The sequence below is a fragment of the Pseudomonas sp. FP2300 genome, from assembly GCF_030687595.1.
GTDB lineage: Bacteria > Pseudomonadota > Gammaproteobacteria > Pseudomonadales > Pseudomonadaceae > Aquipseudomonas > Aquipseudomonas bijieensis.
This window is the reverse complement of the sequence record NZ_CP117440.1, coordinates 3,323,686-3,339,422: the sequence shown is the minus strand read 5'-3', so window position 1 is coordinate 3,339,422 and position 15,737 is coordinate 3,323,686. Positions and strand designations below refer to the sequence as shown.

Genomic DNA, 15,737 nt, shown 5'->3' with positions numbered 1-15,737 from the left:
CATTGGGCAATTAGGGACGGCATATTTCATGTATCGATCCGTATCGTTGCGCGCTGTGATGTGTTTAAGCACGTTGTTCCCGGCGACCGTGTTGCACGCGGCCCCGGATGCCGAAATAGAGGCCCTGAAACAGGAGCTTCTTGAGCTCAAGCAACGCTACGAGGTCCAACAGAAGGCCCTGGCGGTGCTCGAACAGCGGGTTCGCCAAGTGGAGGATCAACCCGCCGCTCCACCGCCCAAGCGCCTGGCCAAGTCCCCTGCCGACATGAAAGGCAACCAGACCGTGGCCGGCGGTGGCGCGGCAACGACCGGCGGCAGCGGCTATGGACAATCCCTGGCCGATGATTCCCAGCCGGCCCAGAGCGTCTCCAACCTCTATGACGAGGCCAGCGGTTTCTTCGGCGGCGGCAAATTCAGTTTCGAGACCGGCGTGACCTATTCGCGCTACGACACGCGGCAACTGATCCTCAATGGTTTCCTGGCCCTGGACTCGATTTTCCTGGGCAACATCAACCTCGACCGGATCAAGGCCGACACCTGGACGCTGGACCTCACCGGTCGCTACAACTTTGACAACCGCTGGCAGTTCGACCTCAACGTCCCGGTGGTCTACCGCGAATCCACGTACCAGTCAGGCGGCGCGAACAACGGCGCAGCCGGCGTCACCAGCGAAGAAACCGTGACCCGCGACCCGACCATCGGTGACGTCAACTTCGGCATCGCCTACAAGTTCATGGATGAGTCGATCAACTACCCGGACGCGGTGGTCACCCTGCGGGTCAAGGCTCCAACCGGCAAGGACCCGTTCGGCATCAAGCTGCGTCAATCCCAGGCCAACACCAACCTGTTCGTGCCTGACGACCTGCCCACCGGCAATGGCGTGTGGTCGATCACCCCTGGGCTTTCGCTGGTCAAGACCTTCGACCCGGCCGTGTTATTCGGTACCCTTTCCTACACCCATAACTTCGAAGAATCGTTCGACGACATCAGTTCCACGGTCAACCAGAAAGTACCGGGCAAGGTGCGGATCGGCGACAGCTTCCAGCTCGGCGCGGGCATTGCCTTTGCCTTGAACGAGAAGATGAGCATGTCGTTCTCGGTCTCTGACCTGATCCAGAAGAAAAGCAAGCTCAAACAGGACGGCGGCGACTGGGAATCGGTGGTCTCCAGCGACGCCAACGCCGGCTACTTCAACATCGGCATGACCGTCGCTGCCTCGGACAACCTGACCATCGTGCCCAACCTGTCCATCGGGCTGACTGACGATGCGCCGGATTTCAGCTTCAGCCTGAAATTCCCGTATTACTTCTAGCGCAGGATGACGGTCTTGACACCGTACCCTGTGGGAGCGAGCCTGCTCGCGATAGCGGTAGATCAGTCATTTTAACTGTGACTGACACACCGCTATCGCGAGCAGGCTCGCTCCCACAAGGAATCGTGCAGGGCTTGAGTCAGCGGATCTGATGCTTGTGCAGCAACCGATAGAACGTCGGCCGGGACACGCCCAGCACCCTCGCGGCCACGCTCAGGTTGTCGCTATGACGATTGAGCACATCGCTCAGGGCTTGGCGCTCGGCGCGGGTCTTGTAGTCCTCCAGCGTACCCATCGGGGCCGCCACGCCTTGGTGACTGGCCAGGCCGAGGTCCCGGGCCTCGATTTGTCGCCCCTCGGCCAGCACCAAGCCGCGACGGACGCGGTTGGCCAGTTCCCGCACATTGCCGGGCCAGTCATGCATGCCCATCGCCACCAATGCATCGTCGCTGAAGCTGCGGGGGCGGCGGCCGGTTTCCCGGCTGTAGAAATGGGAAAAGTGGCTGGCGAGCATCGCCAGGTCGCCATGGCGTTCGCGCAGCGGCGCCATCACCACTTGCAACACATTCAGGCGGTAATACAGATCCTCGCGAAATCGCTTGTTCTCGATGGCCGCCTCAAGGTCCACATGGGTAGCCGCCAAGACTCGCACATCGACCGCAATCGGCTGGCTACCGCCGACCCGCTCAATGTGTTTTTCCTGTAGAAAGCGCAGCAGGTTGGCCTGTAACTCCAACGGCAGGTCGCCAATTTCATCGAGAAACAACGTGCCGCCGTGGGCCGCCTCGATCCGTCCGATCTTGCGTTGGTGAGCGCCAGTGAACGCGCCCTTCTCATGCCCGAACAACTCGGACTGGATCAGGTGCTCCGGGATGGCTCCGCAGTTGATGGCAATGAACGGCCGGTTACGCCGGTGAGACTGACAATGCAGGGTGCGCGCCACCAGCTCCTTGCCGGTACCGCTTTCGCCCCGGATCAACACCGGCGACTCGGCAGGCGCCAGCTTGCTCAACAATTTACGCAGCTCGCGAATCGGCTTGCTGTCGCCCAGCAGCTCATGTTCGGGCTGATCAATGTGGATCGAGCCCTGCCCCCGCAGGCGCGCCATGCCAAACGCCCGGCCCAGTGTCACCTGGACCCTGGACACGTCGAACGGCAAGGTATGGAAGTCGAAAAACCATTCGCAGACAAAATCACCGACGTTCTGCAGGCGCAACACTTCCTGGTTGAGCACGGCGATCCATTCGGTACCGCTGCGACTGATCAACTCCTTGACTGCTTCCGGGCGTTCCAGATGGAAGGGCTGCAACCGCAAAAGACCGACGTCACAGGTCCGATCGCCGGCGTGTTCGAGGGAGCAACTGTCCACATCCCAGCCAATGGTGCGCAAACCTGGCAACAAACGATGACAATCGTCGCAGGGATCAACCACGAGCAGACGACGTGACGTACTGGCTTCGATCATGACTGATCCTTGGCGCCAAAATAAGGAAATATGATTAGAAACAGTCGTTTGGCAAACCTGCATGTAACAGTAGCAAGAAGTTGACGCCTCCTTGTATCAATTGATTATCGAGATCGCGTCAAAGTGGTTATAAGCGAGCGTTTCGTTAGTTGTCGCGCACCTGTTTCTTTCATGGCGCTTTCAAACAAAAGCCCAAAAGCCTGGTCTGAAAGAAAATCGAAATTTATTTAAATAATGTGTGACCCGCGTGCGGGTTCGGAACATCAGTACAAGTAACCAGCCGCACGGTACGCCCAACCGACGGCACATCATTTGTTTGGGCACACTTAAGAGAAAACGCCATGAACGCCCCGCTCCGTATCAACGAAGCTCTTTTGATTGCCGACCGCGCATTCCGTCCTTTCCAATGCGTGGCCTGGGCTCCACAAGACGGCAACGGTGAACTCAGCCTGACCGTCATCGACCGTACCAATACTCATATTGGCCGCACCCAGATTCCGAGCAGCGCCTATACCGACCCGGTCCAACTGGCCGACCTGTTGAAACAGGCCCGTGCCGAACTGAGCCAGGAAGGCTACAAACTGCAATCCTGGTCGATGCCTGAATAACGACCTGTAAAGCCTGTTATCGATTGCAGGCTTGGCTCTGGGTTGTAAAGCCATTGTTATGGCACGAATCGCCGCTGTATCTGTAGAACATGACAGTTGTGCGTTGCCACATTCAGGGATTGAATGATGCCCTCATGCAGTCGTCGCCCTTTCGGGCCGGTCGATACGCAAGGAGAGGCAGGCATGCTCGATCAGTTCGCGTTTGTGCTCCCCGGGGCCATGGCCCACGCCGGGCAACTTGACTCAGGCTTTGCCGCCAACGGCAAAGCCTGGATTCATTTCGAAGACAGCACCTCGAGCCTGACCACCGGGCTGACCCTCGACCACGCCGGACGAATTCTTGTGGCAGCCAGGATCGAGACAGCCCGCGGCAGTCGGTTCGGGTTGGCGCGACTCAATCATGACGGCTTGCCTGACCCGGGCTTCGGTACCGACGGTTGCGTGATTGGCTCATTTGAAAACGGCTTCGAAGCAACCGCAGGCCAAGTGATCGAGTTGCCCGACGGGCAGATCCTGCTGTCCGGCCTGCACTACGAAAACAACGACCACACCCTTCCTGCCCTGGCGCTGTTCGACCAGCAAGGTCGCGCCGTTCAAAGCTTCGGCAACGGCGGCCGGCACATCATCCGGCTTTGCGGCAATCTCTCCCAAGGCCTGCGCGATCCGTGGCTGCCGCCCGGCGTGCCGGGGCTTGAAGCCTGCGACATGCAAGTGCAGGCCGATGGCCGGATCCTTGTGCTCGCCAACCACCACTACCAATTGTCCGATCATGTCGGCGTACTGATCCGCCTCTTGCCGGACGGAACATTGGATACCTCGTTCAACGGTCGCGGTTTCGTGATGGTCCGACGCTTATTGAAAAATACCTGGCTCGGCTGCCTGGTGCTCCAGGCTGACGGTCATATTGTCGTCGGCGGTGCCATCGACTTGCCCCAGCATGGTTTGATTGCCCGCTATGACAGCAGTGGCAAACTCGATGACAGCTTCGGCGAGAACGGCTTCATGACAATCCTGGCGCAAGGTCACAGCGTAATGGTCAGCCAGATCGTTCAGGATGCGAACGGTGATCTGCAAGTATTCGGCAGCAGCCGTGACCCGATGCATAGCCTGGCCCTGAAAGTGCGCCCGGACGGCAAGCCGGACCGTCACTGCAACCAGGGCCAGTGCCGGCTCATGGCGATCGGACGCAACGCCAGTCAGTGGACCGCCGCTCAACTTCAGCCGGACGGAAAACTGGTGACCGCCGGTGCCACCATCGGCGGTATCGAGGCCGATTTCATACTTGCCCGGCACTTGCCGGATGCCAGCCTCGATCCGGATTTTGGCCAGGGCAAAGGCTGGGTTCGTACGCGACTCGGCTACAGCCTGGACACCGCCACCGCCCTGGCGGTGCAGGCTGACGGCAGAATCCTGGTGGGCGGCTATTCGCTCCACGGTCGTTATCGAGCGGTGGTTGCGCGATATTGGGCCTGAACCGAATTATCCCGGGGGAACAGTATTTATTCCTACGCTTGATATTCCCCATCTCTTACGGCAAGTTGCGCGCTTCTAATTAAAAGGAGCAGCCGATGTCCGGTCCAATGGCTCAGGCTTTCGCGCACAACTTTCTGGGGCACTCCCCACGCTGGTATAAGGCGTGCATCATCACTTTCCTGATCCTCAATGCCGTGGTGCTGTGGACCCTGGGTCCGGTCATTGCCGGTTGGATGCTAGTGGTGGAGTTCATCTTCACCCTCGCCATGGCCCTTAAATGCTACCCGCTGATGCCTGGCGGCCTGTTGCTGGTCGAAGCCCTGGTGCTGGGCATGACCACCCCCAAAGCGCTGTACGACGAGCTGCTGCATAACTTCCCGGTCATCCTGCTGCTGATGTTCATGGTCGCCGGCATCTACTTCATGAAGGATCTGCTGCTGTTCCTGTTTTCACGCCTGCTCCTGGGCGTGCGTTCCAAGGCGCTGCTGGCCTTGATGTTCTGCTTTCTCTCGGCGTTCCTGTCGGCCTTCCTCGATGCCTTGACCGTCACGGCGGTGATCATCAGTGCGGCCGTGGGCTTCTATGCGGTGTATCACCGTGTGGCCTCGGGCAATGATCCACGCCTGGACAGCAACGTCGATGAAGACCACGAGCTGCCGTCGCACCATCATGAAGATCTCAACCAGTTTCGGGCGTTTCTACGCAGCCTGCTGATGCATGGCGCCGTAGGCACCGCGCTGGGCGGCGTATGTACCCTGGTGGGCGAACCGCAGAACCTGCTGATCGGCCATGAGATGGGCTGGCATTTTGCAGATTTCTTCCTCAAAGTCGCGCCAGTGTCGTTGCCCGTGCTGGTGGCAGGGTTGGTAACCTGTGTGGCACTGGAAAAGCTGCGCTGGTTCGGTTACGGCACGCTACTGCCGGACAACGTACGTACCGTACTGGCCGACTACGCCGAGCAGGACAATCGCGAACGCACAGCACGCCAACGCGCCGCCCTGATCGTGCAGGGCATCGCTGCGTTGATCCTGATCGTCGGCCTGGCCCTGCACATCGCCGAAGTCGGCCTGATCGGCCTGATGGTCATCGTGTTGATTACCGCCTTCACGGGGATCACCGACGAGCACCGGCTCGGCAACGCGTTCAAGGACGCCATGCCCTTTACCGCACTGCTGGTGGTGTTCTTTGCGGTGGTAGCGGTCATTCATGACCAGCAACTGTTCACCCCGCTGATTCAATGGGTGCTCGCCCTGCCCGCCGATCAACAGCCAGGCATGCTCTTCATTGCCAACGGCCTGCTGTCAGCCATCAGCGACAACGTATTCGTGGCGACCATCTACATTACCGAAGTGAAGCAGGCCTTCGTCTCCGGCCACATGAGCCGTGAGCAGTTCGAGACCCTGGCGGTGGCCATCAACACCGGCACCAACCTGCCCAGCGTCGCCACGCCTAACGGCCAGGCCGCCTTCCTGTTCCTGCTGACCTCAGCGATTGCCCCACTGATTCGCCTGTCCTATGGCCGGATGGTCTGGATGGCCCTGCCCTATACCGTGGTGATGGGTGGCCTGGGCTGGTATGCGGTGACGTACTGGTTGTAGAAAATATTGCTGAACAGAAGAAAAACCTGTGGCGAGGGGATCCTTCTGTGGGAGCAAGGCTTGCCCGCGATGAAGGCGATGCGGTCTCTCAGGAACCGAGGTGCCTGTTTCGCGAGCAAGCTTTGCTCCCACAGTGGGAATAAATTCCCGTTCCACCAAAGGCCTGGGCGGTCTACCGCGGCAGGATGTACCGCTCGATCGCCAGGGCCGCACCGTCTTCGGTCACGGCGGCGGTCACGACATCCGCCTGACGCTTGATCGCCTCCTCCGCCTGCCCCATGGCAATCGACAAACCAGCACGATGAAACATCGCCGGGTCGTTGCCGCCATCCCCCATGGCCGCCGTCTGCTCCAGTGGCACTTCCAGGAACGCTGCCAGGGTCGCCAGTGCTTCGCCCTTGTTGGCCTGCATCGCTGTCACATCCAGGTAGATCGGTTGTGAACGTGACACCTGGGCCTGGCCTTTGAGCAGCGGATGCAGCCGAGCCTCCAGTTCCACCAGCAGGTCCGTGTTGGCGCTGGTGGCGACAATCTTGTCGATACGTTCCAGATAGGGTTCGAAGCTGTCGACCTGCACCGGCGGATAACCCAGCCCGCGGGTTTCAACCGGCACCATCGGCCCGTTGGCGTCACGCACCAGCCAGTCGCCGTCGGCAAATACCCAGACCTCGATGCCAGGCTGATCGGCGTACAGCGCCAAGGTGGCTAGCGCCGCCTCGGCAGGCAAGTAATGCACGGCGAGGAAACTGCCGTCGGGATGAACCAGCGTGCCGCCGTTGAACGCCGCGGTGGGCAGATCGACGCCCAAGGCCTCGATCTGCTGCAACATCGCCCGGGGCGGCCGCCCGGTGGCGAGGCTGAACAGCACGCCGGCCTCACGCAATGAACGAACGGCTTCGATGGTGCGTTGGTTGAGACTGTGGTCAGGCAGCAGCAGCGTACCGTCCATGTCACTGAGCAAAAAGCGGATGGGGTGTTTCAGTTGATCACTCATCCGAGGCCGTGCCAGACGCGACCGTCGCGGATCAGCAGATCATCGGCGGCCGACGGGCCATCTTCACCGGCCTTGTAAGGCTGGACCGCTGCGTCCTGTTGCCAGGCATCAAGGAATGGCTGCACGGCGCGCCAGCCGTTTTCGATGTTGTCGGCGCGCTGGAACAAGGTCTGGTCACCAGTCAGGCAATCGTAGATCAAGGTTTCGTAACCCGTGGACGGCTGCATTTCGAAGAAGTCCTTGTAGGCGAAGCCCAATTCGATATTGGCCATGTCGAGCGCCGGCCCCGGCCGTTTGGCCAGCAGGTCGAACCACATGCCTTCATTGGGCTGAATCTGGATTCTCAAGTATGTAGGTTGCAGTTCGTCGACTTCGGTGTCGCGAAACTGCGCGTAAGGCGCTGGCTTGAAGCAGATGACGATTTCCGTGTCGCGCACGCTCATGCGCTTGCCGGTACGCAGGTAAAACGGCACGCCGACCCAACGCCAGTTGTCGATCATGACCTTCAGGGCGACGTAGGTCTCGGTGCTGCTGTCAGGCGCCACGTTGGCCTCCTGGCGATAGCCATTCACCGCCTTGCCGCCGACCTCACCGGCCGTGTACTGGCCCCGTATGGAGTTGGCGCGCGCCTGCTCCACCGACCAGGGCCGAATCGCCCCGACGACCTTGGCCTTTTCTCCGCGCACGGCGTCGGCACCAAAGGCCGCTGGCGGCTCCATGGCCACCATCGCCAGCAGTTGGAAAAGATGATTGGGCACCATGTCCCGCAAGGCGCCGGTGTGTTCATAAAAGCTGCCACGGGTTTCCACGCCGACGGTTTCGGCGGCGGTGATTTGTACGTGGTCGATGTAGTGGTTGTTCCAGAACGCTTCGAACAGGCTGTTGGAGAAACGGCTGACCAGAATGTTCTGCACCGTTTCCTTACCCAGGTAATGGTCGATGCGATAGATCTGTTTCTCGCTCATGACCTTGAGCAGGCAGGCGTTCAGCGCTTCGGCGGTGTGCAGGTCGGAACCGAACGGTTTTTCGATCACCACGCGCCGAAAGGCCCCCTCCTGCTCCTGAAGCAGCCCGGCCGCACCGAGGCGGCTGACCACTTCACTGAAAAAGCGCGGCGCGGTCGCCAGGTAGAAAACCGCGTTGCCGGTGCCGCTGGCGGCGATTTTCGCCGCCAGCGCCTGGTAGGTGCCGTCATCGAGGAAATCACCCTGGACGTAACTGATGCCTCGGGCCAGCTTGGCCCACAGCAGCGGGTCGAGCGCACGGTTGGCATCACCGCCCTTGCTCGCCGCTTCGTTACGGATGAAGTCCTCGAGTTTCTTGGCAAAATCCACATCGCTGATAGCGTTGTGGTCAACCCCGATGATGCGCAGCCCATCGTCCAGCAGACCGTCGCGACTGAGGTGGTAAAGCGCCGGCATCAGCAGACGCTTGACCAGATCGCCATGGGCGCCGAACAGGAACAGCGTGGTCGGCGGCGCGGGTTCTGCCTTGGATTTGCTGCCGATCGAGGTCATTTTTTCGGTATCTCCACGTGGCCGCCAAAGCCGAAGCGCATGGCCGAGAGCATTTTGTCACCGTACGTGCTTTGCTGGCGTGAGCGGAAACGGGCAAACAGCGAACTGGACAGGACCGGAACCGGCACCGCTTGCTCGATGGCGGCTTCGATGGTCCAGCGCCCTTCGCCGCTGTCGGCGACTTCGCCGGAAAAACCGTCCAGTTTCGGATCGCTGGCCAGCGCATCGGCGGTCAAGTCCAGCAACCAGGACGACACCACGCTACCGCGACGCCAGACTTCGGCGATATCGGCCAGGTTCAGGTCGAAACGCTGCTCCGGTGGCAGGCTTTCGCTGGATTTGGTCTTGAGGATGTCAAAGCCCTCGGCAAAGGCCTGCATCATTCCGTATTCGATCCCATTGTGGATCATCTTCACGAAATGCCCCGAGCCGGCCGGACCTGCATGGATATAGCCACGTTCGGCGCGGTCATCGTCGGATTTGCGGTCACGGGTGCGCGGGATGTCGCCCATGCCCGGCGCCAGGCTATCGAACAACGGGTCCAGGCGCTGGACCACTTCGGCATCACCGCCAATCATCATGCAGTAGCCGCGCTCCAAGCCCCAAACGCCGCCGGAGGTGCCAACGTCGATGTAGCTCAGGCCTTTTTCCGACAGGACCTGAGCGCGACGGATGTCGTCCTTGTAGTACGTGTTGCCGCCATCAATGATCACGTCGCCTGGCTCAAGCAGTTCACTGAGGTCATTGATGGTGTCTTCGGTGGGTGCGCCGGCCGGCAGCATGACCCAGACCGCCCGTGGTTTCTCCAGGCCGGCGACCAGCGCCGGCAGGTCCGCGACGCCTGTGGCGCCTTCCTGGCGCAGGTTTTCGACAAAAGCGGCATTGCGGTCATAAACGACGGTGGTGTGCCCATTGAGCATCAGGCGCCGCGCAATATTGCCGCCCATGCGGCCCAGTCCAATAATCCCGAGTTGCATGTGCTGATGCTCCCTACTACAAATAAAGGTGTGTCAAAGATGAAACGCTATCGACTAGTGGAGGTTAGTCCAGAGCATTGCCGCATAGTTTCCGGGTAATTCGAGCGATCACAAGGGATAACGCTCACGATCCGGCCAAAGACACAGCGACCATGAAAAATAAAAAAGTTCCAATCACAAGCAAAAGAAATCAGAATCGGCGCCGATAGTAGAGGTGTCGACCAAATACTGGCGACATCTCTATAGTTGATGTACGCCATTTGCGAGGTGAGCAATGGGCCCTGTCGTTACCGCACGTCCTCCCCAAACCCTTTATGTGACCATTCGTCGCGATGAATTGCGCCTACTCAAGGAAGAACGCGATCTGCTGCTCGATGAAGTGATGCAGTTGCGCATGCAACTGCAGCACGCACAACTGCCCCACCAAAGCCAGTCCCTGGCGCGGTAAGCGCCCCAGAGGCACAGCGCCAGCAAGTGACACTGGCATTCCGGTGTCACTCGCCTGTAGGCCCGCCATGCGTACTTGTGGCGAGGGTTCTATCCGCGGCAGCAAAGCTTGCCTGCGATAGCCGCCCGGCGGTCGAAAGGCTGAACTTGCGGCATCGTTCATCGCGGGCCAGCCTTGCTCCCACAGGGCTTGCTCTCAGGTGAATACACGTCACAAATACCTCCCTCGCCTGGGTGCATTCGCGCCAAGTTACCGATTTGTATCCGAAAAACTCACGAACTTTTCACAACCGCCTCGCAATACTCCCCGCCCTATAGGTTGTTCGGCGTAATGCCTGCGGTCGCCAATCCGGTGCCGGCAGCTTCGTCGATAAGGGCTGGAGCGCTTGATGAGCTTGTTCAAACGCAGCAAAACGACTGCGAAAGGTTTCGACTGGGCCGGACTCGGCTGGCTGTTTCTGTTCTTCTGGTACTTTTCGGGCATCACCCAACTGCTCATTCTGCTGAGCGACACCTCCGGCTTCACCGGCTTTCGCCAAGCGTTCGTGATGAGCGCGGTATGGCTGGCGCCTATGCTGCTCTTCCCCGCCCGTACACGCTTGCTCGCCGCATTGATCGGCGTGGTGCTGTGGGCCTGCTCCATGGCCAGCCTGGGCTATTTCTTCATCTATCAGCAAGAATTTTCCCAGAGCGTCATTTTCATCATGTTCGAATCGAACGTGTCTGAAGCTGGTGAGTACCTGACTCAGTATTTTGCCTGGTGGATGGTGGCGGCGTTCCTGGCCCACACCGCCGTCGGCTATTGGCTCTGGACCCGCCTGCGCCCGGTGTACCTGCCCCGGGGCCAGGCCCTGGTCGCAGCAGTCGCCATTGTCCTGGCCGTGGTCGGCTATCCGCTGATCAAGCAGACCCAGCGTACCGGCAGCTTCGCCGGTGGCCTGGAGAAGTTCGAAGATCGCATCGAGCCGGCGGTGCCGTGGCAGATGCTGGTGGCCTACCGTCGCTACGGTGAACAGCTGGAGAACATGCAAGGCATGCTCCACAGCGCCAGCAAGATCGCGCCACTGCGCAACCTCAAGGATGCCATGGCCGACCAGCCCGCGACCTTGGTGCTGGTGATCGGCGAGTCCACCAATCGCCAGCGCATGAGCCTCTACGGTTACCCAAGGGAAACCACACCGGAACTGGACAAGCTCAAGGACCAGCTTTCGGTGTTCGACAACGTCATCACCCCGCGCCCCTATACCATCGAAGCCTTGCAGCAGGTGCTGACGTTCGCCGACGAACAGAACCCGGACCTGTACCTGAGCACGCCGTCGCTGGTGAGCATGATGAAGCAGGCCGGCTACAAGACTTTCTGGATTACCAACCAGCAGACCATGACCAAGCGCAACACCATGCTTACGACCTTTTCCCAGCAGGCCGACGAGCAGGTGTACTTGAACAACAACCGTAACCAGAATGCCGCGCAATACGATGGTGATGTGATCGAACCGTTCAACAAGGCCTTGGCCGACAGCGCTCCGCGCAAGCTCATCGTGGTGCACCTGCTCGGCACCCACATGAGTTACCAGTATCGCTACCCGCCGACATTCAACAAGTTCACCGACCGTCAGGGCGTACCGGCGAGCTTGCGTGACGATCAGGTCCCGACCTACAACAGCTACGATAACGCGGTGCTGTACAACGACTTCGTCGTGTCCAGCCTGATCAAGGATTACGCCAAGACCGACCCCAACGGTTTTCTGCTGTACCTGTCGGACCATGGTGAGGACGTGTTCGACTCGCCAGGTCACGGCACGCTGGGCCGTAACGAAGGCAAGCCGACCGCGCCGATGTACACCATCCCCTTCATGGCCTGGGCCTCGCCCAAGTGGCGCGAAAGCCATGACTGGAACTTTGCCGGCGACCTGTCACGGCCCTACAGCAGCTCGCACCTGATTCACACCTGGGCCGACCTGGCGGGCTTGAGTTTTGATGAGCTGGACCGCAGCAAGAGCCTGGTCAGCGATGACTTCAAGGCCCGTCCGCTGCTGATCGGCAACCCCTATCAAGCCCCGCGCAAGGCCCTGATCGACTTCAGCCTGATGCAGCCCAAGGCGCCGTTGGCTGAAGTCGTGCAGAAATAACCGGAACCGACCAGATGCCCGCTTTTACAGGGGCTTGATCCAGAACTGCATCGTGCCGTGGGCCGGGTCGAACATGCCGGCGGCAAAACCGAACTTGGTATAACTGCCTTGCGCCACGGCATTACCCTCGAGCACTTCCAGGGTGATTTTGCAGCAGCCACGCTGACGGGCGATGTCCTCGACCTTCTGCAGCATCTTCTGGCTCAGGCCCAGGCCGCGAAACTCCTTCATGACTATCATGTCGTGGATATTCACCAGCGGCCGACAAGCGAAGGTTGAAAAACCCTCGAAACAATTGACCAACCCCGCCGGTTCGCCATTGACGAAAGCCAGCACACTAAAGGCATGGGGGCGCTTGGCCAGTTCTTCAGGAAGGTGCAGCAGCACCTCGGGAGGCAGTGAATGACCACCACCCATCGGGTCCTCGGCATAGCCATTGAGCACATGACAGATCGCTTCGGCGTGGACCGGGTTGGTGTAGCTGGCTTGCAGAACAAGAATGCCCTTGGCTTCTTCCATGACCTTCCATCTCACTTCGGTAGTACCGGCGACTCGATGCCGCCGGCAAGATACAGTCAGCCTTGCTGACCAAAACGTTGCATTTGCATTTCCTGGAGGCGACTGAGAGTACGGCGAAACGGGAATTGCAGATAGCCCTGGGTGTACAACTCATCCATCGGTACCGCGGCCGACAGGTACAACGGCACCTTGCGGTCATAGCATTCATCGACCAGGGCGATGAACCGCCGGACACCGTCGTCGTGGATCGACAGCTGCGGCAACTCGCGATCACCCGCCTCGACCCGCGCCACGCCGTCTTCCGTGCCACGGGCGATGCGCCCTTCACGCTGTTCGGCACTCAGGCAAGGCACGTCACTGAGCAAGATAACGTTGAAGCGGTCACACAGGGCCATGAAATCAACGGCCGATAAAGGCTGCTCGCAAAGATCCGGATAACGGCTCCAGAGCACCGTGTCGCTGGCCCCGACCGGCTGGAGCCGGCGATGCCCCACTTCGATCGGCCCGCTGGCCAGTGCCTGGCCAACGGTCAACTGACCGAAAACCTCGCCCAACGGATCCGGTTGCCCGGGATCACGCAGCCAGTAACGCTGCTGCAATCTGCCCGGATGCTGGCGATGATCCTGCCATCCGTTTACCGGCACGACCTGCATGTGCTGCTTGATCGCCGTGATGGTCGACAGAAACCGCTCACGGTTGTGGCCGTTGGCATAGAGCTCTTCCGGCGGCAGGTTGGACGTGCTCACCACCACCATGCCCAGTTCGAACATCACCTGGAACAGGCGCCCGAGGATCATGGCGTCGCCAATGTCGGTGACAAACAGCTCATCAAAACACAGCACCCGCACTTGCTGGCTCAACTCCCGGGCCAGGGCTTGCAAAGGATCCGGCGTGCCGGTGAGCTGGAACGAACGCTGATGCACCCACGCCATGAAATGATGGAAGTGTTGGCGACGGGCCGGCACCTTGAGGCTTTCATAGAAACGGTCCATCAGCCAGGTCTTGCCGCGTCCCACAGGGCCCCATAGATAAACGCCCTTGATTGACTTGCGCCCCTCGTGCAACGCCTTGTGGCATTGCTCCAGCGTCATGATGGCCAATTCCTGGGCCTCGTCCTGGACGAAGCCGTGGTGTTCGATGGCATGCTGCCAGGCACTCAAGGGGGAGTCGAAAGTCATACGGCCCGGGTCCGGAAAACGAAGGTGGGGAGTATGCCATGACGGGCGACAGGCGAAACACTGCGCAGAGCTGTCTGGACCGGGGAGATGATGCCCCCCTCTGTGGCGAGGGGATTTATCCCCGCTCGGCTGCGCAGCAGTCGCAAACCAACCGGCGCGGTCTACCTGATGCACCGCAGTGCCTTTTGGGGTTGCCGCGCAACCCAGCGGGGATAAATCCCCTCGCCACAACAGGGTTCACATTACAGGACGCGCAACGCTAAACCGAGATATCCAGCCGACTGATCTTGCCCTGCTCATCGAGCCGGAAGGTGTAGCGCAACTCCAACGGGCTGCCGGGGAACGTCCCGGAGATCAGGTTTTGCACCAGCACCTTGCCAGTACGTTGCTGCACATTGAGGACTTCCACCCGTGGCTGGAAACGTTGGGCGGTGTCTTCCATCCATTGGGCGATGGCCTGGGTGCCTACACGGTGCCGGCCTTCATCGAACACGTTGGCATCCTCGGCGAAGTAACGCGTCACCGCCGAACTGTCACGGGCATTGGCGGCCGCAATGTAGCCGGCGATGGCCGGGGCCAGGGAAGAGACGGGATTGGACATGACATGGCTCCTTGTTTTATCGATCTGGCTCCATGCTAGAACAGCACTGTGTCAGTTTTTGTCAGGAGTGAAACGCCCGGTTTCGTCCAACTTCATCAGGGCAAACCAGTCCCGCAGCAAATCACTGCGCCGCCCCGGATAGCGCTCGCCCTGCTCAGTGGCAGCGGCAATCCGGTCGGTGCGAAAAGTCCGATAGGCGCCGCGCAACTCACACCAGGCCACCACCACCCGCGCCTCATTGAAAAAGCCCAGCGCCAGGGGCCAGATCAAGCGTTGGCTCGGGGTCTTGTTCACGTCGGCGTAATCGATGTGCAGCTTGGCCTGGGCGCGAATGGCCTGGCGGTAGACATTCAGTTCCACGGTGTTCTGCGGATAGCCATAACCCGGTGGGCCGGGCAGTACCGTGGGGTTGCGCAAGGCGTCCCGCACATCGGGCGCCAGCACCGCGGCGACCTTCGCCAGGGCGTCGGCGGCAGCCTTGCCCAGCACCTCGTCGGCGCGCTGATCGACGTAGCGCAAACCCAGCACAATGGCCTCGATTTCATCGGCGGTGAACATCAGTGGCGGCAGGAACAGGCCACTGCGCAACACATAACCGATGCCTGCCTCGCCCTGGATCGGCGCACCGAGGGCCGTGAGTTCGGCGATGTCGCGGTACAAGGTGCGCTCGGAAACATTCAGTTCGCCCGCCAATGCCGCAGCAGTGACTGGGCAACGCTTGCCCCGCAAGACTTGCAGCAAAGTGAGCAGCCGAGTGGTACGCGACACGATGGACAGTCCGTAAGGAAAAAGTTGACGCAGATTAGCAGAGGCTGGTGTCAGAAACTGTCAGGAGCCTTGGTTCACGGTCACCCCAGCAACATACTGGCTTTGTGGCGAGGGGATTTATCCCCGCTGTGGCGCGAAGCGGCCCCAAAAT

14 protein-coding genes are annotated in these 15,737 nt (G+C 60.2%); 6 read left to right on the top strand and 8 right to left on the bottom strand.

The window, feature by feature from the left end:
* Positions 1 to 28: 28 nt before the first annotated feature.
* On the top strand, positions 29 to 1,312 hold the full coding sequence (locus PSH86_RS14910; RefSeq protein ID WP_109755359.1) for a transporter: 1,284 nt from the start codon (positions 29 to 31) through the stop codon (positions 1,310 to 1,312).
* Between the two features lie 139 nt (positions 1,313 to 1,451).
* On the opposite strand, the gene PSH86_RS14905 is transcribed toward PSH86_RS14910, so the two are convergent.
* A complete protein-coding gene (locus PSH86_RS14905; protein WP_109755358.1) occupies positions 1,452 to 2,777 on the bottom strand; it encodes a sigma-54 dependent transcriptional regulator in 1,326 nt (441 codons plus the stop codon).
* A gap of 341 nt (positions 2,778 to 3,118) precedes the next feature.
* Between PSH86_RS14905 and PSH86_RS14900 the strand changes: the two genes are divergently transcribed.
* From PSH86_RS14900 to nhaB, 3 genes are all read left to right on the top strand, one after another.
* Entirely contained in the window at positions 3,119 to 3,385 is a 267-nt protein-coding gene (locus PSH86_RS14900; protein WP_109755357.1) for a hypothetical protein, read from the top strand.
* Between the two features lie 183 nt (positions 3,386 to 3,568).
* Positions 3,569 to 4,858, top strand: coding sequence for a hypothetical protein (locus tag PSH86_RS14895; RefSeq protein ID WP_116832351.1), 1,290 nt, complete (start codon positions 3,569 to 3,571; stop codon positions 4,856 to 4,858).
* A 95-nt stretch (positions 4,859 to 4,953) separates the two neighbouring features.
* Positions 4,954 to 6,456 carry a sodium/proton antiporter NhaB gene (gene nhaB / locus PSH86_RS14890; RefSeq protein ID WP_116832350.1) on the top strand — a complete coding sequence of 501 codons (1,503 nt, stop codon included), beginning with the start codon at positions 4,954 to 4,956 and terminating at the stop codon, positions 6,454 to 6,456.
* Positions 6,457 to 6,628: 172 nt separating this feature from the next.
* Here the strand turns inward: nhaB and PSH86_RS14885 are convergent, their stop codons facing one another.
* The 3 genes from PSH86_RS14885 to gnd are packed head-to-tail and all read right to left on the bottom strand — an operon-like array spanning position 6,629 to position 9,944.
* Positions 6,629 to 7,450: an HAD family hydrolase gene (locus tag PSH86_RS14885; RefSeq protein ID WP_109755354.1), complete on the bottom strand. Its 822-nt coding sequence runs from the start codon at positions 7,448 to 7,450 to the stop codon at positions 6,629 to 6,631.
* A complete protein-coding gene (gene zwf / locus PSH86_RS14880; protein WP_109755353.1) occupies positions 7,447 to 8,967 on the bottom strand; it encodes a glucose-6-phosphate dehydrogenase in 1,521 nt (506 codons plus the stop codon). Before zwf ends, PSH86_RS14885 begins: the two co-directional genes overlap by 4 nt.
* Positions 8,964 to 9,944, bottom strand: coding sequence for a phosphogluconate dehydrogenase (NAD(+)-dependent, decarboxylating) (gnd, locus tag PSH86_RS14875; RefSeq protein WP_305490322.1), 981 nt, complete (start codon positions 9,942 to 9,944; stop codon positions 8,964 to 8,966). Before gnd ends, zwf begins: the two co-directional genes overlap by 4 nt.
* Positions 9,945 to 10,218: 274 nt before the next feature.
* Here gnd and PSH86_RS14870 point away from each other — a divergent pair, with 274 nt between their 5' ends.
* Together PSH86_RS14870 and PSH86_RS14865 are read left to right on the top strand one after the other, a co-directional pair.
* The gene (locus tag PSH86_RS14870) at positions 10,219 to 10,392 is read left to right on the top strand and encodes a DUF6026 family protein (protein WP_018601582.1); all 174 of its coding nucleotides are present in this window, start codon (positions 10,219 to 10,221) and stop codon (positions 10,390 to 10,392) included.
* A 388-nt stretch (positions 10,393 to 10,780) separates the two neighbouring features.
* Complete coding sequence (locus PSH86_RS14865) at positions 10,781 to 12,520, top strand: phosphoethanolamine transferase CptA (RefSeq protein WP_212802422.1); 1,740 nt, start codon at positions 10,781 to 10,783, stop codon at positions 12,518 to 12,520.
* A 24-nt stretch (positions 12,521 to 12,544) separates the two neighbouring features.
* Here the strand turns inward: PSH86_RS14865 and PSH86_RS14860 are convergent, their stop codons facing one another.
* The 4 genes from PSH86_RS14860 to PSH86_RS14845 form a co-directional block, all read right to left on the bottom strand.
* Positions 12,545 to 13,039, bottom strand: coding sequence for a GNAT family N-acetyltransferase (locus tag PSH86_RS14860; RefSeq protein WP_163853763.1), 495 nt, complete (start codon positions 13,037 to 13,039; stop codon positions 12,545 to 12,547).
* Positions 13,040 to 13,095: 56 nt separating this feature from the next.
* Positions 13,096 to 14,217, bottom strand: a complete 1,122-nt coding sequence (gene zapE / locus PSH86_RS14855) for a cell division protein ZapE (protein WP_109755349.1) — start codon at positions 14,215 to 14,217, stop codon at positions 13,096 to 13,098.
* Positions 14,218 to 14,476: 259 nt separating this feature from the next.
* Complete coding sequence (locus PSH86_RS14850; RefSeq protein WP_305490321.1) at positions 14,477 to 14,818, bottom strand: nuclear transport factor 2 family protein; 342 nt, start codon at positions 14,816 to 14,818, stop codon at positions 14,477 to 14,479.
* Between the two features lie 51 nt (positions 14,819 to 14,869).
* Positions 14,870 to 15,586 carry a YafY family protein gene (locus tag PSH86_RS14845; RefSeq protein WP_109755347.1) on the bottom strand — a complete coding sequence of 239 codons (717 nt, stop codon included), beginning with the start codon at positions 15,584 to 15,586 and terminating at the stop codon, positions 14,870 to 14,872.
* Positions 15,587 to 15,737: the final 151 nt, after the last annotated feature.